The sequence below is a fragment of the Veillonella sp. 3310 genome, assembly GCF_003999875.1.
Classification (GTDB): Bacteria; Bacillota; Negativicutes; order Veillonellales; family Veillonellaceae; genus F0422.
Window position 1 is genome coordinate 18000 of record NZ_RQVJ01000009.1, and the last position, 15805, is coordinate 33804.

General features: G+C 41.6%; 11 protein-coding genes and 5 tRNA genes. All 16 read left to right on the top strand.

All coding sequences use genetic code 11. The features are described 5' to 3' along the window. The first annotated feature begins 56 nt into the window (after window positions 1-56). Window positions 57-4892, top strand: a complete 4836-nt coding sequence (locus tag EO127_RS08370) for an ESPR-type extended signal peptide-containing protein (RefSeq protein WP_127448912.1) — start codon at window positions 57-59, stop codon at window positions 4890-4892. Window positions 4893-5221: 329 nt separating this feature from the next. After that, window positions 5222-5887 carry an L-serine ammonia-lyase, iron-sulfur-dependent subunit beta gene (gene sdaAB, locus EO127_RS08375; RefSeq protein WP_127448913.1) on the top strand — a complete coding sequence of 222 codons (666 nt, stop codon included), beginning with the start codon at window positions 5222-5224 and terminating at the stop codon, window positions 5885-5887. Window positions 5888-5895: 8 nt separating this feature from the next. Further along, window positions 5896-6771, top strand: a complete 876-nt coding sequence (gene sdaAA, locus EO127_RS08380) for an L-serine ammonia-lyase, iron-sulfur-dependent, subunit alpha (protein WP_127448914.1) — start codon at window positions 5896-5898, stop codon at window positions 6769-6771. Window positions 6772-6782: 11 nt separating this feature from the next. Then, window positions 6783-8228, top strand: a complete 1446-nt coding sequence (locus EO127_RS08385; RefSeq protein WP_127448915.1) for a CCA tRNA nucleotidyltransferase — start codon at window positions 6783-6785, stop codon at window positions 8226-8228. 5 nt (window positions 8229-8233) lie between these two features. Continuing rightward, a complete protein-coding gene (locus tag EO127_RS08390; RefSeq protein ID WP_127448916.1) occupies window positions 8234-10222 on the top strand; it encodes a penicillin-binding transpeptidase domain-containing protein in 1989 nt (662 codons plus the stop codon). A gap of 79 nt (window positions 10223-10301) precedes the next feature. After that, window positions 10302-11150 (top strand): bifunctional 5,10-methylenetetrahydrofolate dehydrogenase/5,10-methenyltetrahydrofolate cyclohydrolase, encoded by an 849-nt coding sequence (locus EO127_RS08395; protein WP_127448917.1) that lies wholly within the window; start codon window positions 10302-10304, stop codon window positions 11148-11150. Continuing rightward, entirely contained in the window at window positions 11128-11469 is a 342-nt protein-coding gene (gene hypA, locus EO127_RS08400) for a hydrogenase maturation nickel metallochaperone HypA (protein WP_127448918.1), read from the top strand. Before EO127_RS08395 ends, hypA begins: the two co-directional genes overlap by 23 nt. A gap of 9 nt (window positions 11470-11478) precedes the next feature. Next, window positions 11479-12144, top strand: coding sequence for a hydrogenase nickel incorporation protein HypB (gene hypB / locus EO127_RS08405; RefSeq protein ID WP_127448919.1), 666 nt, complete (start codon window positions 11479-11481; stop codon window positions 12142-12144). Then, on the top strand, window positions 12134-13924 hold the full coding sequence (locus EO127_RS08410; protein WP_127448920.1) for a hypothetical protein: 1791 nt from the start codon (window positions 12134-12136) through the stop codon (window positions 13922-13924). The genes hypB and EO127_RS08410 overlap by 11 nt, the downstream gene beginning before the upstream one ends. Before the next feature lie 401 nt (window positions 13925-14325). Further along, window positions 14326-14401, top strand: a tRNA-Thr gene (locus tag EO127_RS08415). 7 nt (window positions 14402-14408) lie between these two features. Further along, a tRNA-Tyr gene (locus tag EO127_RS08420) sits at window positions 14409-14493 on the top strand. A 7-nt stretch (window positions 14494-14500) separates the two neighbouring features. Then, window positions 14501-14576, top strand: a tRNA-Met gene (locus tag EO127_RS08425). A 25-nt stretch (window positions 14577-14601) separates the two neighbouring features. Beyond that, a tRNA-Thr gene (locus EO127_RS08430) sits at window positions 14602-14677 on the top strand. A gap of 7 nt (window positions 14678-14684) precedes the next feature. Then, window positions 14685-14761: transfer RNA gene (locus EO127_RS08435), tRNA-Met, on the top strand. Window positions 14762-14915: 154 nt separating this feature from the next. Next, entirely contained in the window at window positions 14916-15539 is a 624-nt protein-coding gene (locus tag EO127_RS08440; RefSeq protein ID WP_127448921.1) for a hypothetical protein, read from the top strand. 159 nt (window positions 15540-15698) lie between these two features. Beyond that, the coding region (locus EO127_RS08445) for a GTP-binding protein (RefSeq protein WP_149306083.1) at window positions 15699-15805 on the top strand (107 nt) is incomplete at its 3' end.

The following is a 15805-nucleotide window of genomic DNA, read 5'->3' on the forward strand; positions in this document are numbered from 1 at the left end:
TAAGTTGTCAAGTATAGGAATATATGTAAAGTAAATAAGAAAGGTCAGGTAATTAAATGGGATTAAATCAAATTTACAAAGTAGTTTGGAGCAAAACAAAGGGATGTTACGTGGTAGTATCCGAATTAGCAAAACGAGTAGGCCGCAACAAGACAAAAGCAGTGGTAGTTGCTACAGCAGCGATGGCTATGGTAGTAGGTCCTATGGCAGTAGGTGTTGATACAGTAGAAGCAGGTGTTGCTATTGGTAGTACAACTGATAATACAATAGATAAAGGCACTGCTTTAACTAATAGCAGTAGTATTGCTATTGGTAGAGATGCTAATGCGAGCAGACAAGGTAACAATATTGTTATCGGTGATGAAACTGATGCGAATGGAGCAGGTAACGTTGTTATTGGTAGACATGCCTTCGCAGGTTTTGATGGTAGAGGTAATGAGAAAAAATCCTCTCAATCCGTTGCGATTGGTGCTGGTAATGCAAGACATGAAGGGGCTAAAGCCTTTGGAGATCAATCTGTTGCGCTAGGTGCTAATACATTAGCATACGGTAACTCTTCTATTGCGATTGGTAATGATGACGTAGATAGAGCGGTAGCGGCAACTACAACATATACTAACTCTGATGGAAATAAAGTAACAGGTACTGTTGGAGCTGCTTATACTAACCTTACAGGTAAAAACTTACATACAGATGGTGGACGTTATAAAGATACTAAATCTGGTGAAGCGGCTGTGGCAATCGGTGTAAAAGCACAATCTGGAGATATTTCGGTGGCTCTTGGTACAGGTGCTCAAGCAGAGAAAGTCAATGCCGTTGCACTTGGTTCTGGAGCGACAGCGACATTTGATAACTCTGTAGCACTAGGTGGTGGTTCAGTAACAGATAAAGAAGGTACGAAACAAACTTCTGTAACTGTTAATGGACATACATATAATTGGAGTGGTGGTTCCACAACTGGTAAAGGTGACGTTGTATCTATCGGTAAAGCAGGTTATGAACGTCAGTTAAAGAACGTAGCTGCTGGTGAAGTATCTGAAACTTCTACTGATGGTATCAACGGTTCCCAGTTATATGGTATTTTGAATAACATGACAATAGATCCAACATTCTTATATGCTGGTGACGATGCTGATAAAGGCGAGGTAACAGGTGCTGATGCGGATGCTAAAAAAGCGGATGCAGCCTCAAAGAAAATTGTAAGTAGAAGTATGAAAGACAGCCGTTTGAACTTGTTAGGTGGTGCAGATAAAACTAAATTATCTGAGAATAACATCGGTGTAAATTACGAAAGTGGCAACACCTTAACATTTAAATTGGCAAAAGATTTAAAAGGATTAGATAGCACTGATGTAGGCGGTATTGTAACTAATGCTGATGGCATTAACATGAATAACAAACCAATTACTAATGTAGCAGGTAACCTACCAGGTGCAAAAGAAGGAACTGATGAACCTACAACATCTTCTGAGGGCCCGGCGGCAGCAGATTTGCCAAATATCAAAAAGAATGCGGCTACTGTAGGTGACGTATTAAATGCAGGTTGGAACTTACAAAACAATGGAACTGCAAAAGATCTTGTAAAACCTTATGATACAGTCAACTTTATTAATGGTGAAGGTACAACAGCTGTAGTAGAAACTACAGATAACAAAGTATCTACTGTGAAATTCGATGTAAAACTTGGCGCAGGTTTGAAAAAAGATAATCAAGGTAATGTCACTGTAGATGCAGGCGATATTGCTAATGAAAATGGTGCACCTAAAGTAGCAGATGCAGACAAAGGTAAAGTGGCAACTGTAGATACAGTGGCAAAAGCTATTAATGATTCCTATTGGATTGCTTCTGCAGAAAAAGATGGTAACACAATTGGTACAGATGATAACATTAAACCTAGTACAAAAGTGACTTTAGATGCTGGTAAAAATATTGAAATTGATCACAGCACTGCAAATAAATTTACTTTCAAAACAGTAGATAAACCAGAGTTTACAGGTGTTGATTTAAAAGATAAAGATGGTAATAAAGTTAACTTGGCTCCAACTGCGGATGGTCTAAAATTAGGTAAAGGCGATAACAACGAACCTGCTAATATTACGAATGTAACATCTGGTTTAAAACCATATGCTGAAACAACACCAGATTCTCCAGATGCTAAAAAAGGTTTAGTTGACTTATCTAAGCCAAAAGATGGATCTGCTCCAACAGTAAGTGATAATACAGCAGCCACTGTAGGTGATTTACGTAACATGGGTTGGGTTGTATCTGCTGATAAAACAACAGGTAATTTAGGTACTCCATACTCTGAAGCTGTAAAAAATGCTAATGAAGTGAAATTCGTAGGTACAGGTAGTGCTACTGTTTCTGGTAAAACAGATGAAAATGGTGTACGCACAATTACTGTAGATGTGAATGATCAAGCAGTTGCCAATAATGCAGCAGCTCCTGTTGTGTATACCGATGAAAATGGTGACCGTGTATATCCTACTGGTAAAAAAGATGAAAAAGGGAACCCAATCTTTAGCAAAAATCCAGATGGTTCTGGTGCTCCTGTAACAGGTCCAATCAAAACAAGCATTAATGGACCAGAAGGAACAAAATCTCCAACTACATTAGATAATGTAGCAGGTAACTTACCAGGCGCGAAAAAAGATACAGAAGCTCCAACTACAACTGGTGTAGGTCCAACAGAGGAAGATGCAAAGAAAATTGCAAATAATGCAGCTACTGTAGGTGACGTATTGAATGCAGGTTGGAACTTGCAAGGTAATGGTAAAGATGTTGATTTTGTAAAACCATATGATACTGTAAACTTTATCGATGGTGAAGGTACAACAGCTGTAGTAGAAACAAAAGATAACAAAGTATCTACTGTAAAATTCGATGTAAAACTTGGTGCAGGTTTGAAAAAAGATGACAAAGGTAATATCACTGTAGATGCTGGAGACATTACAAATGAAAATGGTGCGCCTAAAGTAGCAGATACAGATAAAGGTAAAGGTAAAGTGGCAACTGTAGATACAGTGGCAAAAGCTATTAATGATTCCTATTGGATTGCTTCTGCAGAAAAAGATGGTAAAACAATTGGTGCAAATGATAACATTAAACCTAGCACAAAAGTGACTTTTGATGCTGGTAAAAATATTGAAATTGATCACAGCACTCCAAATAAATTTACTTTCAAAACAGTAGATAACCCAGAGTTTAAATCTATTGATTTAAATGATGGTACTGGAAATAAAGTTAACTTAGCTCCAACAGCAGATGGCTTAAAAGTAGGTAAAGGGGATAATAACGATCCAGTTAATATCACCAATGTGGCTAATGGTGGGGAGACGTTTAAACCAGCTGATGATGTAAAATTAGCAAATGATGGTAAATGGTACCCAGCAGATCAAGTAGAATCTAATGGACAACCAAAAGAGGGTGCTACACCTGCAGCAAGTCCATTGGTTACAAAAAATGAAGCTGGTGATATTCTTGAAAAAGGTAACGATGGTAACTGGTATAAGGCTAATGATTTAGTAAATGGTGAGCCAAAACCTAATGTAAATGAGCAAAAACCAGTGGCAAAACCAGAGAATGCTGATAAAGCAGGTTTGGTGAACTTTGCAAACTCTAATCCTAACAATGTAGCTACTGTTGGGGATTTACAAAACATGGGCTTCGTAGTAGCTGCCAAAGATAATGGTTATACAGAACAAGTTCGTAATGCTAACAAGGTAGAGTTTACAGGTTCTAAAGGCGTATCTGTAACTGGTAAAACATTAAAAGATGGTACTCGTGAAATTAATGTATCTTTAAAAGAAGGTCGTGTAACAAATAATGTGATCATTACTGATGCAGATGGTAACGAAGTTAAGGCTGTACGTGGTGCAGACGGTAAAATCTATAAAAAAGACCCTAAAACTGGCAAAGCTATGAAAGAAGAGTTCCCATTAAAACCTACAGATACAGTAAGAAATGATGGTGATGCGTATGTAACAGGTAACTCTGTAGCTACAGCTATCCAAAAATCTGGTTGGGACATCGGTATCGGTTCTACAGATAAAGAGTTCACCACTGAGGAAAAAACGTATGAACGAGTGAATCCTAAGGATAAAGTAAAATTTGCGAATGGAGATAATACCACTGTATCTATGGTAGTAGATGCTAAACCAGATAGAGATGGTGCTACAGTAACTACTACATATGTAAAAGTAGATGTGAACCGTGACTTGAAATTAGATAGTGTAACAACTACTGGTAAAGATGGTTCTTCCACTAAAATGGATGGAAATGGTATTACAATCACTCCAGCTGATAAAACTAAACGACCTGTTTCCTTGACAAATAATGGATTGGATAACGGCAATAACAGAATTACTAATGTAGCACAAGGGATTGATGATACAGATGCAGTGAATGTATCTCAATTAAAAGGGGTAGCTAATGCAGTAGCTGAAGTAGGTAATCGCGTGAACCGTTCTGGTGCTCAAGCAGCAGCATTGGCAGGTTTACAAACAATCCAATACGATCCATTGGAGCCAACTCAAATTTCTGCAGGTGTAGGTCATTATAAAGGCTCTAGTGCTTTGGCATTAGGTGTGAACCATTATAAAAATGAATCTACTTTATTCCACGTAGGTGCATCTTTCAATGGTCGCAGTAGCGAAACGATGGCAAATGCTAGCGTAACTTGGAAATTTGGTTCTCGTGCAGATGAAACAGCAGTGAAAGATACATTCCGTCAAGGACCAATCAGTGCATCTTACACATTGCAAGATAAAGTATCTGCATTGGAAGTACAAAATAGTGCTCAAAAAGATGAAATTGCAGAATTGCGAGCATTAGCAGCAACACAACAAGCACAAATTGCTGAATTGTTTAAACGTTTAAACGAAAAAGCATAGAAACTTGCTTATGCTGTACAGCTTTATGGCGTTTTTAACTAAATAGGATAAAGGGAAGCCCATGGCATACTCCTTCTCAAACGGTATTTCATAATGTTTGTTCAGGAGCACGCCATGGGCTTCTTGCATTTGTTTGATTTAGTCAGTAAGACCCGCCACAAAGGCTGCTACGCCTAACGGCGTTCCTCTGGGGATGGTACTTGTCTTTTTTTGAAAAGGGTAAGTATTGACTTCACTTTTTTTACGAGGAGGCCACAAATATGGTATGATATAAGGTACAGATAATAATACATAAGATATTCCTACATAGATAATAGGAGGGACCTACGTTGAGTAGTATTTTTGATATCATTGGACCAGTTATGATTGGTCCATCTAGTTCACATACAGCGGGAGCGGCGCGCTTGGGAAAGATGGCGCTGTCTATGTTTCATGAACGCCCAGATAGTGTGACTATGACATTATATGGTTCCTTTGCGAAGACCTATCGGGGTCATGGTACGAATCGTGCGTTGGTGGCAGGTTTACTTGGCATGGATGCAGATGATGCACGCATTCGTGACTCTTTGGAAATTGCAGAGCAAGAGAATTTTCAGTATACCTTTATCGAGTCTGAAGTGGATGCAGGTCATCCGAATACGGTGCGTTTCAATATGTACGGCAAAGATGGCAAGCATATGTCCGTTACAGGGTCTTCTCTCGGTGGTGGTCGAGTGGCGGTGACCAATATTGACGGCATCGATGTGGAAATTACCGGAGAAGAGCATCAAATTATTGTGTTCCATACGGATCAACCTGGTGTCATTGCAGGGGTTACGCACATTTTAGGCTTGGAAGGTATCAATATTTCCAGTATGCGCGTGTTCCGCAAACGAAAAGGATCGGAAGCGGTCATGCTCATTTCTACAGACTCTGATGTAGATGCAGTGGCATTGCAACAGATTAAGGAAGTGGCGGGGATTTCTTCGGTGATGTATTTTGAGCCATTGGAATAGAGGAAACTATGAGTTATTTATACGATACAATTGAAGATATTGTGCGCCTTGCAGACCGTGAAAGTATTTCCTTTTCCGAAGTGGTATTGCGGGCGGAAATAGAGAGTACAGGTTCTACGAAAGAGGACGTGCTAGATGAGATACGACGTCGTATTCAGATTTTTAAAGAATCTGTTCGTGACGGTATTGAAGATACAAGAAAAAGTAAGAGCGGCATGTCTGGTGGACAAGCAAAACAATTAGATGAACGGAAGCCAGTCTTTTTGAGTGACCTTACATACCGGGCATTACGGTATGCTATTTCCGTGAATGAAGCGAATGCGAAGATGTTCCGCATTGTTGCATGTCCTACGGCAGGGGCCTGCGGAATTTTGCCGGGAGTCATGCAAGCAGTGGGAGAAGTGTACAACTGTGATGACCAAGCGTACATCAATGGCTTCTTAGCGGCGGCTGGGGTTGGTAATGTAGTGACGAATCAAGCTTGTGTAGCGGGCGCTGTGGGTGGCTGTCAAGCCGAAGTTGGTACAGCAGCAGCGATGGCAGCGGCTTGCGCTGTGGCTATGATGGGAGGTACTACGGACGAAGTAGTAACGGCTATGACCTTGTGCATGAAAAATGTACTGGGTTTGGTCTGCGACCCAGTGGCAGGCCTAGTAGAAGTGCCTTGTGTGAAGCGGAATGGCATCTATGCGGTCCACGCCTTAGCGGCCGCAGAAATGGCGATGGCGGGCTTGCGTAGCCGTATCCCTGCAGACGAGGTCATCGGTGCTATGGATTCCATAGGACGAGCCTTACCAGAAGCACTTCGTGAAACCAGTGAAGGCGGTTTGGCGCGAACAAAAACGGGAATGGACATAACCAATCGCTTGGCTCATCAGAAATAGAGAGGGTTAGTATGGGATGTTTAGCATATAGAGAAACAAGTGCGTATCAAGGGGCTCTACGTATTTTGCAAACTTTACAAAAAGCACAAGAGGAAGCGTATATTGTAGGTGGTGCAGTGCGAGATATCCAGATGGGTCGTATGCCCCATGATTACGACATTGTCACCTCCGCTATGCCAGAGGTGGTCATCGATGTATTGCGAACGGCTGGTTTTACTACGACCAATGTAGTAGGAGCCTCTTTTGGCGTTGTGGTCGTGTCCTATGAAGAGCATTCCTATGAGGTGGCTACCTATCGCAGTGAACAATATGGCGATGACAGCCATCGACCTGTAGCTGTACAATATCCATCTACCTTTTTAGAGGATGTACGTCGGCGAGATTTTACGATAAATGGTCTCGCTCTTACTGAAAGTGGGCAAATCCGAGATGAAGTCGGTGGATTACAAGATATAGAACATCGCCGTTTGTGTACGATTGGTTCTAGCAAAGAGCGCTTTCAAGAAGATGCATTGCGGATGTTCCGATTATGCCGATTTGCCGGGCAATTAGGGTTTTCTATTGACTCTAGTACGTGGGCAGGTATAGAGCCTAATTTGTATCGTGTGGAAGGATTGTCTCTAGAACGAGTACGTATAGAAATTGAAAAAATGTTACTCAGTGACCATGTGGACTTGGCATTAGATGCGTTGGTGCGCAGTCATTTGAATGAACAATGTTGTCAACAAACCATAGAGGGGAAGCCCCGTCGTATTCCTATATTGCCGGAGTTAACCCATTTAGTAGATTTGCCACAAGCTCCAGAACATCATGTACATGATGGGTGGCGCCATACGTTAGCAGTCGTCAAAGGGGTACCACAGAACCTCGTATTACGTTGGGCTGCCTTGCTCCACGATGTGGGCAAAGGCGTAGAAGGCGTTCGAGGCTTTCACAATGGACGTATTACGGATCGTAACCACGATCGAGTGGGCGCTCAAATGACACGTGATATACTGACGCGTTTAGGCTATGCGAAAGAGTTTGTCAATCTCGTAGTATGGCTTGTGGAACGACATATGCGCTTTCACTTTTATGTGGCGAATGGTTCTGCGGATTTGCGGAAATGGATGCAAAAAGAAGCAAGAGATGGGGTATTTCGAGAAACAAAGGATCTAGTCATGGCTATGGAATGTTTGAAAGAATTGGGCGTGGCAGATGTGATCGGCAGTGGCACGAAAGATCCAGAACCATCAGATGCGTATGGCAGTCGTATGGTGTCATTGGCACAGACCATGCCGGTGCATACGAAAGATTTACATTATGATAAAGGACTGCCAGCTTTGGTAGGGCCCTATGTAAAAGAAGTGATGCAAACGTTATTGCAACGTGTACAAAGTGGAGACATTTTGAACACCCCAGAGGCGTTACAGGAAGCAGGACTTGCTAAGTATCGTCGACTGAAAGAAAAGGAGTAGTAACCATGACAGTGCAAAAAGCACGAAAACAATTAGATGAATATGCGTTAAGAGGGTTTGCCATTATATTTGTGATTGCGTCGCTCATTGTATTGCGTTATGGATATATTCAAATTGTGGCTAATGATACCTATTCAAAACGCTTTTCTAATCAATTTATTACAGATCGAGTATTGCAATCTCCACGAGGCACTATTTTCGATCGTAACGGCAATCCCTTGGCATTGAGTGTTACAGTTAACTCTGTCAGTGCGGACCCAACGATGATGCGTGTGGTGGCTAAGAAAACACCAGAAGAAGTAGCAGATGTGTTAGCTCCCTATGTGCGCATTTCCAGAGAGGAAATTATCAAAAAACTGAATGAGGATACAGCCTTTGTGTGGATTGATCGACTCTTAGATGTGCCGAATTCTAATGGTATAGAAGCGGCCATTAAGGAAGCGAAGTTCAACTTTATTACCTTGCACAAAGAAAGCCGACGGTATTATCCTAATGATACCTTGTTAGCACCGGTCCTTGGATTTGTAGGATTCAATGAAGATGGGAAGGCTGATGCGGAAGGTAAAGCGGGACTTGAGGCGGCCTTAGATGATGTGATTCGTAGTAATGAAGTGAAAGTCAGCATTTACAATGATACGGCAGGTCGTCCTGTTTTTGAGTCCGTACAATCTCAGTTTTTGCCAGATCAAGAAAAGTCGGTGAATCTTACTATTGATACAACTGTACAGTTCATTGCTGAACGGGCTTTAGATAAAGCGATGGTGGAAACGAAAGCACGCAGTGCAGCGATGATCATTATGGACCCGAAAACAGGGGAAATCCTTGCAATGGCCAATAAAAATCGAGGTATGGCATCGGATGTGAATAAATTAAAGTTTGAAGATTATCGCAATAATGCAGTGGTGAGTATTTATGAACCAGGATCTACTTTCAAACCGATTATTGCCGCCTCCGCACTGGCAGCTGGAAAATGGCAGCTAGATACGGTGTACAATGATACGGGTACTATTGTGATTGATGGACATCATATGAAAAACTGGGATGGTAAGGGCAGTGGTAAAGTACGATTGTTGGATATTTTGAAATATTCCATCAATACAGGTATGGCCTACTTGGGGACTACCACAGGTGGAGATATTTTAACAGACTATGTGAAACGATTTGGCTTTGGTAAGGCTACGGGTATTGAACTTCCAGCCGAAGGGGATGGTATCCTCTTTGATCCGAAGACAATGAGTAAGCTAGATACTGCGACTATGTCCATCGGACAAGGGATTGCGGTAACCCCATTGCAAATGGTGCAAGCCTTTGGAGCGCTGGCCAATGGCGGTAAAATGATGAAACCTCATATTATTAAATCCATTGTTAATCCAGATGGAACGACGTATAAAGAGGCACAAGATGTAGAACAAGGACAACCAATCCCTGAAAGTATTGCCAAACAGATTACAGATATTTTAGAAAAAGAAGTCTCCGAAGGGGGCGGACATAAAGCGTATGTAGAAGGCTATCAATTTGCTGGTAAAACTGGTACGGCGCAAAAATTAGATGCTGAACACGGTGGCTATTTGAACGGTCGTTATATTGCGTCCTTTATTGGTTATGGACCAGTAGAAGATGCACAATTTGTAGCATTGGTTGTAATTGATGATCCATCAGGTACTTACTATGGCAGTCAAATTGCAGCGCCTGTGTTCCAAGATGTGATGTCGCAACTAGTGCGGTACTATAAGATTTCACCAACACGCAGTAAACATAGCGATCAAGATAAGGCAAAAGAGAACGCAAAAGTGTTGACAGTCCATCGCAATCAAGACGGATCTGTCATCGTACCAAACTTTGTGGGACATGCCTATGGGGAAGTGCGCGATTGGGTGCATGAAGCAGGATTAACATTCAAGCCGAATGGTACAGGCTATGCGATTTCGCAAGAGGAAGCCGTAGGCAGTACGGTAGAACAAGGAGGATCCATAACGGTTCATTTTAGTCGTTAATGTAGATAGAATACTTACGCATACGCTGATAGGTGTGTGACATGCTAATGTAATAGAAAATTCTGAATGCGAGGATACCATGATAGAATTATTAGGAAAACCAGTGGCACAAGCTCGTAAGGCTGTGCTACAAGAGAACGTGCAAGTGTTAGTCGATCAAGGCGTGACTATCACGCTAGGTATTTTGTTAGTTGGTGACGATAGTGCTGCTAAGATGTATGCTACTTTCATGGAAAAGGTAGCAAAAGGTGCAAATTTCGATACTGAATTGGTGGAATTGCCAAAAACAGCTACGCAAGAAGAGGTAGAAGCGGTGATTCACAAATTTAACACAGATGAACGCATCTATGGTGTGTTGCCGTTAATGCCGATGCCGAAACATATCGACAGTGAAGCAGTCATTAGTGCCTTAGATCCAGCGAAGGATATTGATGGATTAACCACTTATAATATTGGGCTAGTTAGTGCCGGTAAAGGTGGATATGTGCCGTGTACACCGAAGGCGTGCATGGCTATCGTAGACCATTATGGCATTGAATTATCTGGTAAAAAGGTTGTTGTCTTAGGACGTAGCCAAGTGGTGGGTAAACCCGTGGCACTATTGGCATTAGAACGAAATGCAACAGTGACCATCTGTCATTCTAGAACCCAAAACTTAGAAGCGGAATTGGCACAAGCTGACGTGGTCATTGCTGCAGTTGGTAAAGCACATATGGTGCACGGATCCATGCTGAAAGAGGGCTGTGTTGTGATCGATGTAGGAATCAATGAGTTAGAAGGACAAACCGTAGGTGATGTGAACTTTGCCTCTGCTAGTGAAGTAGCATCTGCTATCACTCCTGTACCTGGTGGGGTTGGTTCTGTGACAACCACTATGATGTTAGAAGGATTATACGAGGCGTATTATGCACGAAATGGCCATTGCTGAGGGAATTGTAGATGTGGCGCTAGATACATTGAAAGCGAATGAAGGCACCATCATTCACGCCATACAAGTGCAAATTGGTGCATTGTCTGGGGTAGAGCCAGAGGCATTACATTTTTGTTTTGATGCGGTCACACAAGGAACGGCGGCAGAGGGAGCGAAGCTAGACATAGAAACGATCCCTATGAAAGGACATTGTTTAGATTGTGACCGAGAATTTTCAATGGAACAGTATCGCCATGTATGCCCACACTGTAACAGTTTTGCTGTAGAAGAATTGCAAGGCCGAGAATTGCGTGTGGCATCGATTGATATGGATTAAAGGAGTACTATGGAAGTACAAGTAATGACAAATGTATTGGCTAAAAATGATGCCATTGCAGAAACACTACAAGAACAATTTAAAGATAAACGTATTTTGGTAATGAACTTATTGGGCTCTCCAGGGGCGGGGAAAACCTCCCTATTGGAGGCGACTTTACAAACCTTGTCCAAGGATTATCGTATTGCTGTTATTGAAGGTGATTTGTTTACGGATAAGGATGCGGAGCGTATTCATGCCACAGGGGTACCAGTGATTCAAATTAACACTGTCGGTGGTTGCCATCTAGATGCGAATATGATTCGTGAGGCTATCGCTGAACTAGATTTGGACGCCTTAGACCTCATCATCATTGAAAATGTAGGCAACTTAGTATGCCCAGCAGAATTTTTCATCGGCGAAGATATGAAAGTAACGGTTCTCTCTATCACTGAAGGAGAAGATAAACCGTTGAAATATCCATTGATATTCAAAGAATCTTCTGCAGTTCTATTAAATAAAGTCGATTTATTGCCCTATGTGCCATTCAAAATGGATGAGGCCATTCGAGATATTCAATCCTTACAACCAGGTGTGCCTATTTTCCAAGTGAGCTGTACGCAAGCAGAAGGGCTTTCACCGTGGATTACTTGGGTGAAAGAAAAATTAGAGGAGCGATGTAACAATGAAAGCTAATTGGAAAGCTATCTTGGCGGCTATGGCAATAGTAGGCATGGTAGGGTTACAACCGCAGGTTGCACTAGGCGAAGATGCTAGTGGCAGCACTATACATAAAAAGGCAGAATCTCTTGTTTCTGAGCAAGATGCCACTGGGAATGCCGTAAACAAGAAGGCTGAGTTAATGGCCGCTGAGAACGGTGTTGCTGAAAAGAAAGTAGAAACAGCAGAGCAAGGAAAAACTGTATTAGAGACGAAGACTGCGGACACTGCTGTGCAGCGGAAGGTGACCGTAGGAACAGTGACCCTTGATTTGATGCCAAACCATGTGGCAGAAGAGATGGCGGTGCGAAAATTTTTGCAAGAGAAAAAAGCTTCCTTTGTCGAAGGTGATGAAGAAAGCTTAGAACTGGTAGGCACCTCCTATACGGCAAATCGTATACCACAGCTTGTTATTACGGACACATTTGTAAACGCCCTCAAAGAAGAAGCTAAAGCCAGAGTGGAAGCAAAACAACGGGAGCCTTGGGTATTTCCAGATGTGGATGTGTTGAAAGAAAAACTAGAGGCTATCCATAAAAAGTACTCTACTGATAGGACTACAAAGGATGAGGTAGAATCTGATGATATGAAAGGTGTGGATATTGATGAGGATTCCGTTGGTGCTACTAGCGATGGTGTAGGTCCTATGCCAAATAGTTCTGCGCAGGCTACTAGCAAAGATAGACCAACAGAAGCAAAGGCAGTTCTTGGTAATGCAGGATCGAAGGAGTTGAAGTCTGAAGGGACTGTAACCGACGAAGAACGAAATGCAGATGTATCGACGGAGAAATCTAAAATAGATACACCGAAAGTAGCTAAGGATAGTACAGTCGAGGGCAAACGTGCACATACAATTGATGATGGGACTAAGACATCTGCAAAGGCTATAAAGGCGGAAAAACAAAATAAGTCACCTAAATATCCTATCGATATATTATGGACAGATAAGGATACTATCTTCTTGCATGAAGATGTTCATGTGGGAGCCACACGTAGCGAAGTGCTCTTTGCTTGGGGGGCACCACAGGCTATGTGGCGCGATAACAAAGATGGTTCATTGCTGTGGCTATATCGAGGTGTGTTTGGCGAAGAAAAAACTATAACTAAAAATAAAAAAAGTTCTATGCAAAAAGAGGAGTTTTCACATTCAGTGAAGAATACTTATACTAGTGACTCTTTAGCAGGTTCTAACAGTTCTGTGGGTTATGTGTGGCTTTCACTGAAACAGGGGAAAGTGACACATTTGGGAATGATTACGGGTCAAGACTGGCCTCGTTTTGCTATACCAGCCACTACATTAGAAACGTTTAAGCCAAATACAATGACGGAATCAGATTTTTCGTTGATGGGTTACCGATTAGGCGACACATTTACCAATGATCCTAACCGATCTTGGGAAGAGCGAGGAAAACTGTATGGTCAGGAATTTTTAGGTTATAAGGATGTAGTTATCGCATATAACAAGGAACACGAAATCACTCGTGTCATGATCAACTCATCGCTTGGTACGACGAAACGCGGCATTTCACTGGGAGATTCTAAATACTTACTGCTCTATCTCTATGGAGTGCCAGATTTTGAAGAACCTGCTAATCATCATGATAGCACTAAAGGTGTAGTCTATGGCTATCGTCATCCGGTGCTAGAACATACCTATCTGTTATTTACATTAGATGATAAATTTATTAGAGAAATATTATTGTCCAACCAAAAGAAAAGCGAACTTGTTTCGGCTATGAAGTCTATGGCGTTGTAATGACGTCATTTATGCAAAAGGAAGAGCACGGCATACTCCTCACAAACGGTATTTCATAATGTTTGTTCGGAGCACGCCGTGCTCTTCTTGAGTTTGTATAAATTTGATATAGCAACGCCATAAGACTACTACGCGTAACTGCGTCGCTTGGAGGAGGTATAGTGCGGTCTTCTTGTATTTAGCATATGTAAGCAGTACAGAACGCCATCTATTCCTATCCATAATGGCGTTTTAGGGAGGCGTACAAAATTTTCTGAAAAAAGTTAAAAAATTTTTTATAAAATGCTTGCATTATACATAGGGGTATGTTATTATATAAAAGTAGTCAGGAACACCACTACAGAGTAGAAAAAGTTCTTGACAAACTACATAAGAACATATATAATAATATATGTAAATGTGCTGGCGTAGCTCAATCGGTAGAGCAGCTGACTTGTAATCAGCAGGTTGTGGGTTCAATTCCTATCGCCAGCTCCATTTTTTTGGAGGGATTCCCGAGCGGCCAAAGGGAGCAGACTGTAAATCTGCCGTCTTCGACTTCGAAGGTTCGAATCCTTCTCCCTCCACCATTTTTATCGCGGGGTGGAGCAGTTGGTAGCTCGTCGGGCTCATAACCCGAAGGTCGCAGGTTCAAGTCCTGTCCCCGCAACCATGTTAATTCGTTAGTGATTGAATGTGCTGGTGTAGCTCAGTCGGCAGAGCGTATCCTTGGTAAGGATAAGGTCACCGGTTCAATCCCGGTCACTAGCTCCATATATTTGGCGGCATAGCTCAGTTGGCTAGAGCAATCGGTTCATACCCGGTGTGTCCGCGGTTCAAATCCGTGTGCCGCCACCAATAACCTCACTTAGGTGGGGATTTTTTTATGCCTAAAATTAGATGTCCATTGAAATCCATAAATTGACTTTGTATAATGATAGTATAGAAAGGTAGTGGCTCTATGGCTAAAGCGATAGATGTGGACTACAGGTATTAACTATACGAGGTACATATGACAACATGGTTTAATGATTTAAAAGAATTAATTTGGCACCCTAAGAGCAAGGGTTTTGATCAAATTGCAGAGTATGGGACGATAAATAAAGGGTTGCTTACCTATTTTGGGCTTGAACTGGTATTTTGCTTGTTGATAGCTACGCTAGTGTTACCGCTAGTGGGCTTTTTCATGCCCGCCTATTATCGTGAGATTAACGCCTTGGGGTCAGCGATTATCATCGGCTTGGCCATTGTCTTTTTCCTATTTCAAGCGGTATCTATCTTCTTTAACAGTGCGATTTTCTACGGTTTGTACAAGTTGACAAAAGGTGAGGCGACTTGGACGGATGTGGTGAAAGGATTCATCTATGGCAAGGTTATCACCAATGTGTATGGCGTGGTATTAGGTTTGCTCTTACTTCCTTTCTTTGGGACAGGTTTTTTCTTAGCAACATCCTATGGTATGGAGCTTATTTGGCTCTTCTTAGGGGCTTTTTTTGCTGTGGCCATCTGGATTTTTTACATGAATCTATCTCTTATGGCTCGTATTATTAAAAGTACATTAATGAAAGCTTTCCTATTGTTGCTAGGCACTGGTATTGTGCAGTTAATCTTAGAATATATGTTGAAGTATCTGTAAATTACATACTTAGGTTAGACTTTCACAGAAATTATCAAAAAGTGAAGTAGAAACATATGTAATTCCTATAAAATAAGTAAACTGTATTTGTATTTCTCTATTTAATCATATATAATAAAGGTAATTAGTTTTTTTGTATTGAAGGAGGCTATTTTAACAATGGCAAAAGCAAAGTTCGAACGTAATAAACCACACGTTAACATTGGTACTATCGGTCACGTTGACCATGGTAAAACTACTTTAACAGCAGCAATCACTAAAGTTCT